Raw genomic sequence first — 16,749 nt, 5'->3', positions numbered from 1 at the left:
GCAAATCATGACTAGTGCAACCGTGCAGCCGTCGCTCGCGCCCAAGGCGAGCGCTGAGGACATTCCGTGGAACCCGAAGGTCCACCAGAAGAAGACCGTGTCCGACTGGATCACCGATACCGTGATCTGGGTGGTGCTGGCGTTGGTCGTCGTCGCGGTCATCTATCCGATCTGGTTCGTGATCATCGCGTCCGTGTCGAACCAGACGGCCGTGAACCAGGGGCAGGTGACCGTCTGGCCGGTCGGGTTCAGTCTCGGCGGCTATGAGAAGGTGTTCTCCGATTCGCGCATCTGGATCGGATACTGGAACACGATCGTGTACTCGGTGGTCGGCACCGCGCTCAACATGCTCGTGACGATCCCGGTCTCGTTCGCGCTGTCGCGGCGCGAGTTCAAGCCGCGGCGCATCATCCTGTTCCTGTTCACGTTCACGATGTTCTTCTCCGGCGGCCTGATCCCGAACTACCTGCTGTACAAGCAGCTCGGACTGCTCGACAACTGGCTGGTGTTCATCCTGCCGGGCGCGGTGTCGGTGTGGAACGTGATCATCGCGCGTTCGTTCTTCGAGTCGTCGATCCCCGAGGATCTGCACGACGCGTCGCAGCTCGACGGTCTCGGCTATTGGGGCTACTTCCTGAAGATCGTGATCCCGCTGTCGTCCGCGATCATCGCCGTGCTGGCGCTGTACTACTTCGTCGGCCACTGGAACGACTTCTTCACGGGCCTGGTGTACATCCGCGATACGGAGAAGCTGCCGTTGCAGAACGTGCTGCGTTCGATCCTGCTGGCGAACCAGACCGGCATCACCGGCGCGCAGTCGAGCGGCATGGACCTGATCCAGCAGCGCAAGTTCGCCAACCAGATCAAGTACGGCGTGATCATCGTCTCGACCCTGCCGCTGCTCGTGCTCTACCCCTTCCTCCAGAAGTACTTCAACAAGGGCGTGATGATCGGAGCCGTGAAGGGCTGATCTTCGATCAGCCCCTTCAGGAAAGCCCTGTGGGCTTTCCGACGGCGACGAGCGTAGGGCTGCGGCAATATGGGCCGCAGCCCGGAGCCAATGCTGAGTCTTCGCGCAGCGAAGTCCGTAGTTGCGAAGGCCGAAGGCGGAGCCGTCAAGGGCTGATCCGTTAAGCGGGAAGCCCGGTGGGCTTCCCGTAGGATCAGCCTGAGCGAGGCGGTAGCCGAGCGAAGGTCGGATTGAGTCCGAGCGTAGCGAGGTCCTTAATTGCAGGACTGATCCGTTAAGCGGGAAGCCCGGTGGGCTTCCCGTAGGATCAGCCTGAGCGAGGCGGTAGCCGAGCGAGGGTCGGATTGAGTCTCGCTCGTAGAGCGAGTCCGCTGTTGCGGGACTGATCCGTTAAGCGGACAGTCTCACTCCCGGCAGCCGCAACTGAGTCCCGCCGTACAATCCCGACTCATCTACGGTCGTTATTCTTTCGTAAACGGCCCTAACCGAGTCCGTTAGTCGTAACAGGCACTCATCTACGGTCGTTTCTCCTCCGTAAACGGCCCTAACCGAGTCCGCAAATCGTAACCGGCACTCAGTTGCGGCCGTTCCGATCGGCCCGCCCAAGTCATCAACCACTTACAATCCCAAAGGAACCCAATCATGGCAACACTTCACGGCGTACAGCTGTTCCGCGACACGGACGGCAACGTCGCCCAGCTCCACGGCATCGGCGTGCAGCGTTTCGGCGACCGCTGGTACGCGTACGGCGAGATCAAGAATCACGGCAACCTCTTCCAGGGCGTCGCCTGCTACTCCACCACGGATTTCGCGACGTGGCGCAACGAAGGCACGGTACTGCCGGTCGGCGACGAGGATTCGATCACCGGTCCGAAGCGCATCATCGAACGGCCGAAGGTCATGCGTCGCCCGTCGGACGGCAAGTACGTCATGTACCTGCACGTCGACGGCGAGGACAACTACTCGTACGCGCACATCGGCACCGCGATCGCGGATTCGCCGACCGGTCCGTTCGAGTTTCTCGCAACGTTCCAGTTCCGCGGCTACGAATCGCGCGACATCGGCGTGTTCCAGGATGAGGACGGCACTGGATACATCCTTTCGGAGGACCGTCCGCACGGCACGCACGTCTACCGACTGTCCGAGGACTACCTGTCAGTGGTCGAGGACGTGGTCTGCCTGCGCGGCACCGACTACTGGGCGGGCTACGAGTCACCGATCATGGTCAAGCGCGACGGCACCTACTACTGGTTCGGCTCGCAGCTGACCGGCTGGGACTGCAACGACAACATGTACGCCACCGCGACCGACCTGCACGGCCCGTGGAGCGAGTGGAAGGCGTTCACGCCGGCCGGATCGCGCACGTTCGACTCGCAGTGCGACATCGTCGTGCCGCTCAACGGTGCGGACGCCGGACGCGACGACTGGCATGCGAGCAGGTTCCTGTATATCGGCGACCGTTGGAATCCCAAGGATCTCGGCAATTCCGAACTCGTCACCCTGCCGATCGAGATCGGCGACGGCACGGCGCTGCTCGAATGGCACGACGAATGGGACAACGGCCTGTGACCGGAGGACTTCCTTCGGCCGGCCTCCGTGGCCGGTGGCGGTAATGGGCGCAAGCCAACGCTGCACGGGGTGTTTGCGTTGGTTTGCGCGCGGCGGGTGACCGGATGGCCGGATGGCGGCTCGGACGGGCCACCTGCCGAGGGCGGCGGCATGCGTCGTGGGGATTCCCTTTCTTCTCCCCGCGTGTATGCCGCCGTTTTCCTTATATTGGATGTGGTATGCGAGACGGGCCGGAATCGGGGAAGTGGCTATGGATTGCAACGGCAAGGTATTGTACGCGTTCGGCGACAGCATCATCGAGGGACATACGTATCCGCAGCGCTCGTGCGCGGATGTGGTCGCCGATGCGGAGGGGATACGGCTGTTCAAGTTCGCCCGCAACGGTGCGGCCATACTGCCGCGGCCGATGACGCGACCTGACTTGGGCGGCCAGATCATCGATCAGTGCGACGAGGTTCCGGCCGGCACGCCCGCTCCCGACGTGATCCTGTTCGACGGCGGTACGAATGACGGATACATGGACGGCATCATGGACCGGCTCGGCGCGGTGATCAACCGTGCCGCCGACGGTGACGATCGAATGGCGGTTGCCGGTGACCGGTCGCGGCGGACCCGGGGCGGTGACGCCCGCGATATCGTGCGGCGTGACGACGGCGCATCGCACGATTCGGTTCATTCCGATTCCGCAAACGGCGTTGCGTGCGATTGCCATTTCGGAGATGCTGCGACCCGTGACGAACGGTCGTCTGATGGCTGTAAGCAGGATTCGGCCGACGACATCGCCCACGGGCATGCCGATGATCATGACGTCGATGGCGTGGCCGGTCATGATGCGTTGGCGTTTGACCGCAGTACGTTCGCCGGCTGCTTCGAGGCGACGATCGCCGAATACCGCCGTCGCTGGCCGGCGGCGCGGATCGTCTATGTGGCGGTCGCGAAACTTGCCGGAGTGGACATGGAGATCCAGCTGGCCCTGCGGTCGATCGAGCTGGACGCATGCCGCAAGTGGGGCGTGAGCGTGGCAGACGTGTTCGACGACGCCGATCTCGACCCGCGCCGCGCCGCCGATCGCATCGCCTATTCCTTCGACCGCAATGGTTCGGATGGCCTGCCCGGCACCCCGCAAACCGTCACCTACGAGCACCCCGAACACCAGCCCAGCGGCACCCATCCGAACCTGATCGCCGTCGAACGCTTCTATGCACCAGTCATCCGCCGCGCCCTGTGCGCGCTGTAATGGCGAGATGTCGGCGGGGTGAATCACGGCCTGCGCACGCTGTAGCGGAGGATGGATTGTCGCAGCGTTCAGCTCCCGGTGCGGTGCTGGCTGAGGCTGGCTGATGATGACCGATGAAGGTCGGTGAAAGGTCGATCATGGTCGATGAGAGTCGATGAGAGTCGATGAGAGTCGGATGAGAGTCGATGAGAGTCGGATGATGTCCGGTTGGCAACATCCGGCCGTCAGCATCCCGGCGCAACTATTCTCGGAAATCAGCCCCGAACTCCCAAAATAGTTGCACCGGCAATATCTCGGCGCAACTATTCTGGGAAATCGTCCCTTTGTTCCGGAAATAGTTGTGTTGGCGATAGTTCAGCGCAACTATTCTGGGCCGAAGCCGTTCTTTTCCGGGAATAGTTGCGCTCCATTATCGGATGATTGGTGCTTAAGTCAATAGTGTTCACGGGACGGAATATCGGCTTGTTTTTCCGTCCCGTGCATACACGATTCCTCACGCGATGGAATTAGGCGTCGTCCTTCCATCCTATGCGCTTGACGGTGCCCGGAATCGACCTAATTTCGGTCACGGGATGGCGGATCGGCTCGTGGTGCCATCGCGCGACCGTGCGGTTGTTCAAGGGATGGCAAAGCTCGATGTTCTGCCATCCTGTGACCTCGCATTACCCCGTATTCGGGTATTGCGGGGTCGCGCGATGGTTTGTAGCGCGAGAATGCCATCGCGCGAGAAAGCGTTGGGTCATATGGTGGCATGGTGTGTGATTTTCCATCCAGTGCGCTGCAAATGACCGGAATTGGGGTGAAATTTGGCTATAGGGCGGCGTGTGACGTTGTGATGCCGGATGTGGCTTTGTGATGCCTGGGGTGACGTTGTTGTGATGCCGGATGTGGCTTTGTGATGCCAGGTGTGATGTTGTGATGCCGGCGTGGCAGTTGTCGTTCGCTGAGCGAGGTATCGGCGAGTGTTTTCTGCCACTAAGGATAGGGGTTGGCGGTTTTCGCTCGCTGACGTGTTGCCGTGCAAGTGTTTTCTGCCGCTAAGGATGGGGCGTAGCGTCGCTGTCGTTGCGCTGGGTTGAGGGTGTCATCCAGAGGTGTGCTATCCCGTGACCGAAATTCGGCGTTTTCGATTTGTGCGAAGATGCAAAATCGTATAGAATCGCAGCGTTGCGATTTTGGTTGATACGACGACGTTCGGAAGCGTCGATGCTTCGTGCAGAAAGGACTGGCGTATGTACTCGCTAGGCAAGAATTCCCCGGTAATTCCGGCATATGCGGACACCAGGTCCATGACGTCGGAACTTGGCGACCCCGGCGCCGTAACGATTCGATTCTCATCCGATCCGACTGGCATGAACTGGCTGCGCCCCGATCACCCGTACGCCGCGGTCAGCGCTCCGGATGGCATCCAGTCGTCCGTCCACATGCTGCGCGACGGCGACGTCAGCGTCACGACCATCGCCCTGTCCAACGCCACGGGCAAGCCGATCGTCACCACGGTCGGCGACATCGGCATCACCCTGCCGCTCGAAGACCGCTACTGGGACGACACCGGCGACTATTCGATCGACCGGCACTGCAACGTCCACCTGTTCTGCGGCGGCACCTGCAGCTGGGCTCTCGCCCTGCGCATGAACGGTCGTGCCCCGCACCTCGGCCTGATCCTGACCGAAGGCGCGCTCGCCGACTACAGCGTCAGCCGCGATTTCGTCCACTACAGCAACGACCGCGGCTGTTTCGTCCTGCACCCCGAGGCGATGGAATTCGCCCCCGGCCAGACCCGCACGATCTCATGGACGATCTTCCCCTGCGATTCGTGCGAGGACTTCTTCGCCCAGGCCGCCGAACGCAGCGCGTTCATCGACGCCCGCTGGAACACGTACGTCACGTTCCCGAGCGAAACCGCCGTGCTGCGCATCCGCCCGTCGTTCCGGCCAAGCCAGGACGATGCGTCCGACGCCGTCACCGTCAACGGCATCCCCGCCGCCCTCGAACCCGACGGCACGTACACCTTCGCCTTCACCCCGTCCGACGACGACCCGTACACCCACGACGAGTACCGCGACCGCGCCGGCGAGCACACGTTCACCGTCCGCATCGGCGACCGCACCGTGCGCACGCGCCTGTTCGTCTCCGCGCCGCTCGACGAACTCATCGCCCAGCGCGTGCGCTTCATCGCCCGCAAACAGCAGTACCGCGGCCAAAACGAGCACCTGACCGGCGCGTACCTGCCGTACGACAACGAGGATCGCCGCCAGTACTACTACGCCGGCGACGACAAGGGCAACGTGGTCAACGACTACAACGCCGGCCGCGAGCGCGTCGGCATGGGACTGCTCGTCGCCGCGTACCTGCGTGAGCTGGACCGCGGCATCGTCGAGGACGAGAACGGCGACCTGCTGGCCGACGTGTCGATGGCCCTGTCCGGCACGATGCCGGGCGGCGAGTGGCAGCCGTTGCGCGAGGAGCTGTCCGACAGTCTGCGCGACTACCGCTCGTTCGTCGAACGCGAGCTGGTCGACGTTGCGACCGGCGAGGTGTTCAACGACGCGCCGCGCGACAACTCGTACAAGCGCATGTACAACGCGCCGTGGTTCGCCGAACTGTACGTCGAGTTCTACCGGCTCGACGGCGACGTGGAGGACCTGCGTATCGCCTGCCGCATCGTCCGCTGGTTCTACGAGGGCGGCGGCAGCCGGTTCTATCCGATCGAACTGCCGATCCTCTCGTTGTGCCGCGCGCTCGAACAGGCCGGCGAAACCGGTCTGCTGGCCGAGATGCGCGACCTGTTCCTCACCCATGCGCGCACGCTGGCCGGACTTGGCCTGCACTATCCGAAGCACGAGGTCAACTACGAGCAGTCGATCGTCGCCCCGGCCGCGAGCGTGATCCTGCAGACCGCCGCGCTCACCGGCGACCGTGACCTGCTCGCCGCCGGTTTCGAACAGTTGCGCGTGCTCGACCAGTTCAACGGATGCCAGCCGGACGCGCACCTCAACGAGGTCGCGATCCGTCACTGGGACGGTTTCTGGTTCGGCAAACGCAAGCAGTACGGCGACACGTTCCCGCACTACTGGAGCGGACTGACCGCCGACATCTTCGACCTGGCCGCCGATCTCATGGACGACGAAGACGCGGCCGCGCGGTATCGCCGTCGTGCGACGGCGTCGCGACGCGCGCTGCTGCAGCTGTTCTTCCCGGACGGCAGCGCATCGTGCGCGTACGTGTTCCCGTTCTCGGTGAACGGCGAACGCGCGCATTTCGCCGATCCGATGGCCAACGACCAGGACTGGGCGCTGTACTTCACCGTCCGGCACATGCTGGACGCCGAGTGACGCCATTGCATATGGCACGACGCGACAACGCAACAAAGGAGTTTTCGATCATGACATCGACCGCATCAGCCGCATCAGCCGCATCGACCCGGCGGCAGACCCGGGAAACCAGCCCGACCCCGTTCTTCGCGGAGCGTCTCGCCTCACGCGGCAGCATGCTCTACGGCGGCGACTACAACCCCGAACAGTGGCCCGAATCCGTCTGGCGCGACGACATGCGGCTGTTCAAACAGGCCGGTATCAACGAAGTCACCCTCAACGTCTTCTCTTGGGCGCAGCTGCAGCCCAGCGAGGACGAATACGACTTCAGCAAACTCGACCGCATCGTGCGCGCCGTCAGCGACGCCGGCATGTCGATCGTCATGGCCACATCCACCGGCGCCCTGCCGGCCTGGATGAGCCTGCGTCATCCCGATGTCAACCGCGTCGACGAACGCGGCCGCAAGATGCGCCACCGCGAACGCCACAACGCGTGCATCAACAGCCCGACCTTCCGCAAATACTCCGCGGCGCTCGCCGGCAAACTCGCCGAACGCTACGGGCGGCTGGACAACCTCGTCGCGTGGCACGTCGGCAACGAATACGGCGGCATGTGCTGGTGCGACACCTGCGCGAAGGCATTCCGCGAGTGGCTGCGCCGCAAATACGGCACGATCGAGGCCGTGAACGAGGCGTGGAACACCGCGTTCTGGAGCCATACCTACCACGGCTTTGACGAGATCTTCCCGCCGAACGAGCTCGGCGACACGACCAGCTGGGGCGGCAAGGCGATCCTCGGCGGATTCTCGCTCGACTATCAGCGGTTCTACGGCGAGTGCGTGCTCGATTCGTACAACGAGGAGAAGGCCGCGATCCGCAAGTTCGACCCGGTCAATCCGGTCACGACGAACATGATGGGCACGTATCCGACGTACGACTACTTCCGTTGGCGGGCGGGCGCGAACCCGGCGGACGGGACGGTCGGCGACGCGGATGCCGCGAACGTCAGCACGACCGGCGACGCGACCGCCGCGGCTGATAACACAGTCGGCAATGCGACTGACGCAACCGCACCGACCGTCGGCGGCGTGGACGTCGTCTCGTGGGATTCCTACCCGCGCCCCGACACCGATCCCGCGAACGTCGCGTTCTGCCACGAGCTCATGCGCGGCGTGGGCGGCGGCAAGCCGTTCATGCTCATGGAACAGACCCCGAGCCGGCAGAACTGGATGGCGTACAACACGCAGAAACGCCCCGGCCAGATGCGCGAGCTGAGCTGGCAGGCCGTCGCCCACGGCGCGGACACCGTGCAGTTCTTCCAACTGCGGCAGAACCGGTCCGGCTGCGAGAAGTTCCACGGCGCGCTCATAAGCTCCGACGGCACCGACCGCACGCGCGCGTTCAAGGAATGCGCCGAGCTGGGCGCCGAACTGCGGCGTGTTTCCGGGCGCGTCCTCGGCAGCCGCGTGGTGCCGGCCCGCGTCGCGCTGGTCTTCGACTGGCAGTCGCGCTGGGCGATCGGCATGTCCGCAGGCCCCACGATCTCGATGGACTACGTGGCCGAAGTGCAGCGTTGGTACCGCGAACTGCACCGTCGCAACATCCCGGTCGACATCGTCGGACCGTACGACTCGTACGATGCGTACGACCTCGTGCTCGCGCCGTGTCTGTACATGATGCGCGCCGATCTGGTCGAGCGGTTGCGCGCGTTCGTGTCCGGCGGCGGACGGCTGCTGCTGACCGCGCTGAGCGCACTGGCCGACGAGCACGACAGCCTGTACCAGGGCGAGATCCCGGTGCCGTTGCGCGACCTGACCGGCGTGTGGGTCGAGGAGACCGACGCGCTCGACCCGAGCGAACACGTGGTGCCGCTGCGGTTCGCGGCCGATGATACGGATTCGGCCGGTGACGCGGCGGCCGGCACGAGCGGTGATGCGGCGGAATCTCACGGCCGCGTGCTGTTCGACGTGCTCGAAGCCGATGAAGGCACAACGGTGCTTGCCACCTACGGCAGCGAATACTATGCCGGTACGCCCGCCTTCACGTTCCGTCCGAGTGCGGGCGACGGCGGCGTGTTCTACGCGGCCACATTCCCGGACGATGCGGCCATGCCTCGATTCGTCGACGCCCTGCTCGCCGGCACCGGCATCACGGGTCTCACCGACGCGCCGCTGATCGGCACGGTCGAACGGTCCGCGGTGGTTCCGGACGCCACGGTGCCGGCCGACCTGCGCACGGTCGATCTTGAAGTCACGCGTCGCTTCGCGGCCGACGGCACCACGTTCACGTTCGTGCTCAACCCCGCAAACGCGCCAGTCTCCGTCGACCTGCCGGCCGCGCTCGCCGGCCGCGACCTCCTGACCGACGCGACCGTCACCCCCGGACGTCGCGTCCTGCCCCCATTCGCCGTGCTGGTCATCGAATCGAAGTGAGTCGGGCACAAGGACGTTGTCACGCTTTGCCGATTTGGAGTATTGAGTTGCAGGTGTGGCGCGATATGTTGTCACACCTGCGTCGGATAAGTGCTGTGACGGGAAGTGTGACAGGACATGTGTCACGCTTCCTCTCATATGACCGAATCCAGACAGGTGTGACAACTGCCGTCTCGGCGCATCCTTGATATTCCAAGGATGCGAAGTGCCGCGATCGCGTAGACGCAGATCGGGCTTGTCGTACTTTGCGAAAAATACGTTCGATAAAGATTGCGTGACAACGATTCGTGCCACACCTTCGCCGTTCATCGATTGACGAAGCGGGGTGTGACACATCAGCCGTTACGCAATGAGCAACAGTCAAAAAAAGGAGCGTGCCACTATGTCGGTGGTGCTGAACGGACATTCCACAGTCCGTTGGAATGATGCGGAAGAAGCGAGTGCGCCGGAACCGGTCGCGTTCGCGATCGAGGATCTGACGCATGATCTGGGCGTCGCGTTCGCGGGAGGCGACAGCATGGACGGCGCGACGATCAAGGTACGCTATGATCGCACGCTGGCGACCGAACAGTACCATGTGACCGTCGACCCGGCCGCGAACGTGGTGACCGTCGCCGGCGCGGACGACCTCGGCTGCATCTACGGCCTGTACGCGATCAGCCGCGAATGGCTCGGATTCGAGGACTTCTGGTTCTGGAACGACCAACGCCCTGCGCCGCGAGCCTCGCTCGCACTGCCCGATACCGCGCGGCTCGGCTCGCATCCCGCCGCCGTGCGCTACCGCGGCTGGTTCGTCAACGACGAGGTGCTCATCGTCTCATGGAACATCCGCAACGACAACGAACTGACCTGGCGCATGGTCTTCTCGACGCTCCTGCGCTGCGGCGGCAACCTCGTCATCCCCGGCTCCGGCCAGAACATGGCCCCGCACTGGGATCTCGCGCATCGCATGGGGCTGTATGTGAACCAGCACCATTCCACGCCGCTCGGTTCGCGCCTGTTCTCCGAAGCATATCCCGGTCTCAGGCCGCGCTGGCCCGAGGATCGCGACAAGTACGAGGCGCTGTGGCGCGAGGCGATCGGACAGCGTTGCGGCGCGGCGGCCGGCCGTGATGATCCGAAGGTCGTGTGGACGCTCGGTTTCCGCGGCAGCTGCGACGGTCCGTTCTGGACCGACGACCCGCGTTACGTGACCGACGAGGACCGCGGACGCGTGCTGTCCGAGGCGATGCGCGACGAATACGATCTCGTCCGCGCCGCCGACCCGGACGCGCCGGTCGCCGCGTACCTGTACTCCGAATCGCTCGAACTGTACCGCAAGGGACTGCTGCATCTGCCCGACGATGTGATCAAGATCTGGTCCGACAACGGCTACGGCCGCATGATGGTGCGCCGCAATGGCAACTGGGACCCGCGCGAGCCGGCCATGCCCGACGCCGACGATCCCGGCGAAAACGGCATCTACTATCACGCGTCGTTCTTCGACCTGCAGGCCGCCAACCACATCACCCAGATGCCCGAATCGGCCGACGACATCGCGCGCGAACTCGAAACCGTGATCGCCCGCGGCGGCGACTCGCTGTGGGCCGTCAACTGCTCGAACATCAAGCCGCACGTCTTCACGCTCGATCTCATCGCCCGCCTGTGGTGCGACGGTTCGCTCGGCGAACCGGCCGACCCGCATGCGCAGGTCGACGCGTTCCTGCTCGACTACTGCCGTCGTTACTACGGCGAGCCGTTCGCGCCGGCCGTGGCGCGACTGTTCCGCGCGTACTGGGATGCGGCCGCGGACTTCGGGCCGCAGGATGATCCGCAGTGGGATCAGAAGTGCGGCGAACAGTTCTACACGTACATTCCGCGCATGATGATCACGCACTACCTGTCCGGCAGCCGCGACGAGGAGAACGATCTCAAGTGGCTCGTGCGCGGGGACTTCGCCGCGCAGATCGCGTGGGTCAAGCAGTTGTGCGCGGACGCCTTGCCGCGATACGAACGGCTCGTGCGCGACTGCGCCCGCGCCGCGCTCGACGCGGAGGGCGCACTGTCGCCGGATTCCCGTGACTTGGGTGCGCTCGACGCGAGCCGTGATCCGACCGTGCGGCAATCCGCCGGCGCCCGCGCCGCCCGGCTCATCCGCGACACGATCGGCCTGCAATCGACCATCTACCGCGAATGCGCGGCCGGCGCGCTGCTCGTGTGCGACGCGCTCGAACAGGCGCTCGCCGGCGACTTCAAGCACGCGTTCTACCATGCCGGTCTCGCCCGCGAACGCTTCCGGGCCGGCGATGCGGCGATGCGCGCCCGCGAACACGGCGTATGGCAGGGCTTCTGGGCGAACGACTGCCTTGCGGACGTGAAGTTCTCCGGGCAGGTGTGCGGCGCGCTCATGTCCTACCTGCGCAATCGCGGCGACGGCCCGCACTACTACCGCTGGCAGCACGAGTTCCGCTACCCCGAACAGTGGCGCGACGTGATCGTCGTGCTCAACATGGAGAACCACGAGTCCGACGACGGGATCTTCCAGGCCATGAAACGCGCGTGGCAGGAATGACTCGCTGACATGACCTTCGGCGAGTCATTCCTGCCACGACTGTTGTCGTGCGGCGGTTTTTGCTCGCTAGGCGTCCCGTCGGTGTGCGAAAACCGCCACGAGAGCGAGTGGGTGACTGGGGCTGGTGGCAGGGATGTGTCGCTAATCTGTACCGGTACGGAAAAGTATCGATGGTCAATGATCGTACGGAAAACGCGAAAAACGTTGCGATAATGCGGGACTCACCGAGATGGCAACGCGGTTGTGGATTATGTTTCGACCGGTAATATATGTAACGGTACATATATGACTGCAAGTGGACGGCGATGTCATGCTCGCCGCCGACCGACGAAACGTAAGGGGATCGATCATGACCGACAAGCTCGTCGCGACGCTCGACAAGGCCGGGGTGCGTAGGATCAGCACCGACCTGTGGGGCATCTTCTTCGAGGACATCAGCTATTCGGGCGACGGCGGCCTGAACAGCGAGCTCGTGCAGAACGGCGCGTTCGAATACAACCGCGCCGACAGCGCCGACTGGAGCAACTACACCGCATGGCGCAAAATCGTGCCCACCGGCTCGTTCGCCGCGTTCGCAGTGGGGGAGAAGGCCCCGGTCGCGGTCGAGAACCCGCACTACGCGACCGTCGAAATCGGCTCGGTCGATGGTGGCTCGCCCGCGCTCGAAAACCTCGGCTTCGATGGCATGGTGTTCCGCGCCGGCGAAACCTACCACTTCTCCGTATGGACGCGCGTCCACGGCAACGAACTGCCGCTGACCGTCTCCCTGCGCGGCGACCACGGCGACCCCCTCGCCGAAGCGAACCTCGTCGCCCCCGAATCCTACGCCTGCGGCGACTGGTCATGGCTCCAGGCCACCCTGACCATCCCCGCTCGGGAAGACACCGCCAAGAACGACGAGCTGCCCGTCGTCGCCACGCAGGGCACGTTGCGCATCGCGTTCGACCAGCCCGGCACCATCGACCTCGACTTCATCTCCTGCGAACCGCAAACCACCTACCAAGGCCTCGAACACTTCCGCCCCGACCTCGTCAAGGCGCTCGCCGACCTGCACCCGCGCTTCATGCGCTTCCCCGGCGGCTGCATCACGCACGGCCTTGGCATGAGCAACATGTACCACTGGAACGCCACCATCGGCGACGTCGAGCACCGCCCGCACAACTTCAACGTGTGGGGCTACCACCAGTCGTTCCGCATCGGCTTCTACGAGTACTTCCGCCTGTGCGAGACCATCGGCGCCAAGCCCCTGCCCGTGTTGCCGGCCGGCGTGAGCTGCCAGAACACGAGCCAGGGCCCGGTCCCGGTCGCGCAGGAGGACATGCCCGCCTACATCGACGAGGTGCTCGGCCTCATCGACTTCTGCAACGCCGACCCGGCCGCCAACGCGTGGGCCGCCAAGCGCGCCGAAATGGGCCATCCGGAGCCGTTCGGCCTCGAGTACCTCGGCATCGGCAACGAGGATCTCATCGACGACGTGTTCAAGAACCGTTTCCAGCAGATCTTCGACGCGGTCAAGCGCGAACACCCCGAAATCACCGTCGTCGGCACCGTCGGCCCCGCGCCGAGCGGCCAGGACTACGAGCAGGGCTGGGCGTACGCGCGCGAAGCCGGCATCCCGATCGTCGACGAACACTCGTACCAGGCGCCGAGCTGGTGGTTCCACAACCTCGACCACTACGATCACACGGACCGCAAGGGCCCGAAGGTCTACCTCGGCGAATACGGCTCGTGGGGCACGGGCCTGATCAACGGCCTGTCCGAAGCCGCGTTCATGAGCCGTATGGAATTCAACGGCGACGTCGTGCACATGGCATCGTACGCGCCGCTGTTCTGCAAGCACGGCCACGGCAGCTGGAACCCCGACCTCATCTACTTCGACAACGAACGCACCTACCTGCCGTGCAGCTACTGGGTGCAGCGAATGTACGCGACCACCACGGCCGACACCGCATGGCCGGTCGCTATCGACGGTCCGACCACGTTCCGTCGCGAACTGCCGAACACGATCGGCCTCGCGCTCGGCGGCGGCGCGCACGCAGACTTCCGCGACTTCTCGATCGAAACGGCGGACGGCCAGCGCGTCGACCTGCCGGACGTCGAGTACCGCGGCAGCGGCATGACGCTGCCGGTCGATATTACGGCGGACGCGTACACGATCCGCGCGACCGTGACGTATTACACCGGCATGTGGGGCGTGCAGATCTCGTCCGGCGACCTTGCCGGCAAGGATCGCAACCGCGTCTCGCTCGGCCGCGGCTTCGCGTTGCAGGTCGTGCGCGACGGCAGCGGCTACAACATCGGCGGCACCGAAACGTCGATGGATGCGGTGCGGCCGGGCACGGTGTGGCATATGCGCATCGATGTCGCCGATCGCGGCGAGTCGATGAAGCTGTATATCGACGACCAGTTGGTCGCCGAAGGCCGCGAGGTCGCGGACGAGCCACGCCGTACGGTGACGGTGTCCCGCGATTCGTCTGCCGGCGTGGACTACGTGCGCATCGTCAACGCGCTGCCCGACGCGGTGGACGTCGACCTGACGCAGGTGCTCGACGAGCTGGGCGTTCCGGCCGAATCGCGCGCGGTCGTGGCCGCAACCGTGCTCGCCGGCGATGACCCGTACACCGGCCAGGAACCGGTCGGCAGCGAATCGCCGCAGCCGACCGCCCACGAGGTGAACCTCGCCGCCGGCACCTACGCCGCCCCCGCCTGGTCCTTCACCACGCTGGCGATCAGGTAGCGCGGATCGGTTTTCAGTCCAAGCTCATTCAGTGGGTGGAACCCGAATATTGGGTCCCATCCACTGTTGGGTTGTCATTCATGATAGGGAACCGTGATGGTGATTTCCCATATATCGTCGCTGATTGATGATGAAAGGGAGCCGCCTTTGGTCTTTAGCTCATCTTGAATGAATGACAAACCGAAACCTGATGATATGTCCGATTGAGGATCAATGCCGTTGCTTTCTTTGAGAACGACAGTGCCGTCTTTGCGGCATAGAGAAAGAGTGTAAGTGCTATCTAAGGGTGCGTGACGTATAATATTCGAAAATATCTCTCTGAGAATATTTACAATAAAAGGATCATTGACATATTTGAATATGTCATCTGCGTATATCTTTCCGTAACGTTTCAGTGATATTAATTGTTGTTCCTGTTGCTTTATATAATCGAAAACGCTTAGAGCGTTATTTTGTACTGGCTTGTTGTTTAGTATCCTGATTGAATTATGGATATTTAGTAATGCCATTTTTGCTAGTACGATAATTTCTTGTAATGATTTTTCTCTTGATGTCTTACCCGTCTGTAGTGTGTTTTGCGCAATGAGCAATATGGAGCTTAACTCATTTGTTGCTGATTCATGAAGCTGTTGTGATATCTTACGATCATGTTCTCGAATATATGCGGAAACCAGCTTTTGATTGAGTCGTATGGTGTATCCGAGAATATATGCGGTGAAATAGTTGCCGTATGTGGCTACTATAGAAGGCAGACCATTCATCTGGATGGTCTGCATTGTTGCGTCAACAGCTAAAATCAGTAGTAGAAGAGTGGCTGATTTTCTGAATTTGAATTTAAATCCTAAAAACGCAATAGCGAAATGGATTCCCCATGTTTGATATGCGCAATATGTGCCCGGTGTGGCTAGTGTGGCGAGATAGTTGATGATTGTGGGGTATATTGCGATTTTTGAAAGTAAAGGAAAGAGTAGTAATGATAGTATATGGATAGTCATATAAAGATTCATCAAGAAACTTGAGTATTTAATGCTTGGGACATATGATAATAAATCAAACAAAGCAGCACATATTGGGAATGCAGTAAAAATCACCTTTTTACTGTAAATAGAGGAATTTATTTCATGCATACTAATCCACCATTATATTCTCGGGTCCATTTTACAAGTGCTTGTGCGGTGGTGAAGGATTTCAGTTTAAATCTGATATGCATCATATGGGTTCTGACCGTAGTTGGGGTAATGGATAGCTGTTTTGCGATATTCTTTGGATCAATTCCACCTGATAGCATATTCAGTACTTGTATTTCCGTATACGTTAAGGACTCGAATCCGTCTTTTGGGGTCATCTCGAGACGCTGATGTGCGGTTTTCGATGTTTCGAAGTAATTTCTAAATGAAACGGGCGAGATGATATTGTTTTCTTTTATTTGTCTAATGGCGTAGTAAAGATTTAGATAATCGTTCTTTTCGATTATGCCTTGTGCGCCTGAATCGGCTATATCTGCCGCGTACAATTCTATTGGATATGATGTTATGGCCAGAATCTTTGGCTCCGATGAATTTCGTCGAATCCTTCGGCATACTTGCGTGCCCGGTATATCCGACAGGCCCATATCAAGCAGCAATACATCGGGTGAGTTGTCATCTTCTAAGCATTGCGTTAATGCAGAACGGCCGGATTGTGATATCCAAGTTACATGAATATTCGTGGTTTGGTTGATTAAGGATTGAAGTGTCTTTAAAGTTATTAGATCATTGTCAACGATGGCAATGGTTATAGGGCTTTTGTTTGTTGTAGATTCCGCCATAGAGAACATTATCCTATCGATCGTTGACTGGGAAACAATCGATTAGGTTTCTTTTTATCAACAAATGTTGATGGTCGGTCTTTTTGAAAATATTTGTTGATGGTAGTTGCTCTTGTTATTCATAAACGAAAT

9 protein-coding genes are annotated in these 16,749 nt (G+C 61.5%); 7 read left to right on the top strand and 2 right to left on the bottom strand.

Going from position 1 to position 16,749, the window contains the following annotated elements; genetic code table 11:
* Positions 1–7 precede the first annotated feature (7 nt).
* The 7 genes from GFD25_RS01950 (at position 8) to GFD25_RS01920 (ending at position 14,810) form a co-directional block, all read left to right on the top strand.
* Entirely contained in the window at positions 8–970 is a 963-nt protein-coding gene (locus GFD25_RS01950) for a carbohydrate ABC transporter permease (RefSeq protein WP_163229441.1), read from the top strand.
* 642 nt (positions 971–1,612) lie between these two features.
* Entirely contained in the window at positions 1,613–2,539 is a 927-nt protein-coding gene (locus GFD25_RS01945; protein WP_163229439.1) for a family 43 glycosylhydrolase, read from the top strand.
* Positions 2,540–2,789: 250 nt separating this feature from the next.
* The gene (locus GFD25_RS01940) at positions 2,790–3,776 is read left to right on the top strand and encodes a hypothetical protein (protein ID WP_163229437.1); all 987 of its coding nucleotides are present in this window, start codon (positions 2,790–2,792) and stop codon (positions 3,774–3,776) included.
* Positions 3,777–5,128: 1,352 nt separating this feature from the next.
* The gene (locus tag GFD25_RS01935) at positions 5,129–7,111 is read left to right on the top strand and encodes a hypothetical protein (protein WP_163229435.1); all 1,983 of its coding nucleotides are present in this window, start codon (positions 5,129–5,131) and stop codon (positions 7,109–7,111) included.
* A 50-nt stretch (positions 7,112–7,161) separates the two neighbouring features.
* Positions 7,162–9,522, top strand: coding sequence for a beta-galactosidase (locus GFD25_RS01930; protein ID WP_163229433.1), 2,361 nt, complete (start codon positions 7,162–7,164; stop codon positions 9,520–9,522).
* 382 nt (positions 9,523–9,904) lie between these two features.
* A complete protein-coding gene (locus GFD25_RS01925) occupies positions 9,905–12,073 on the top strand; it encodes a glycosyl hydrolase 115 family protein (RefSeq protein WP_163229431.1) in 2,169 nt (722 codons plus the stop codon).
* Between the two features lie 349 nt (positions 12,074–12,422).
* Positions 12,423–14,810, top strand: coding sequence for an alpha-L-arabinofuranosidase C-terminal domain-containing protein (locus GFD25_RS01920; protein ID WP_163229429.1), 2,388 nt, complete (start codon positions 12,423–12,425; stop codon positions 14,808–14,810).
* Positions 14,811–14,884: 74 nt separating this feature from the next.
* Here the strand turns inward: GFD25_RS01920 and GFD25_RS01915 are convergent, their stop codons facing one another.
* Together GFD25_RS01915 and GFD25_RS01910 are read right to left on the bottom strand one after the other, a co-directional pair.
* Positions 14,885–15,937, bottom strand: coding sequence for a sensor histidine kinase (locus GFD25_RS01915; protein ID WP_163229427.1), 1,053 nt, complete (start codon positions 15,935–15,937; stop codon positions 14,885–14,887).
* Complete coding sequence (locus GFD25_RS01910; RefSeq protein WP_163229425.1) at positions 15,925–16,617, bottom strand: response regulator; 693 nt, start codon at positions 16,615–16,617, stop codon at positions 15,925–15,927. The genes GFD25_RS01915 and GFD25_RS01910 overlap by 13 nt, the downstream gene beginning before the upstream one ends.
* Positions 16,618–16,749: the final 132 nt, after the last annotated feature.

The sequence above is a fragment of the Bifidobacterium aerophilum genome (assembly GCF_010667685.1).
Taxonomy (GTDB): Bacteria; Actinomycetota; Actinomycetes; order Actinomycetales; family Bifidobacteriaceae; genus Bifidobacterium; species Bifidobacterium aerophilum.
This window is presented reverse-complemented; position numbering and strand designations above follow the sequence as displayed.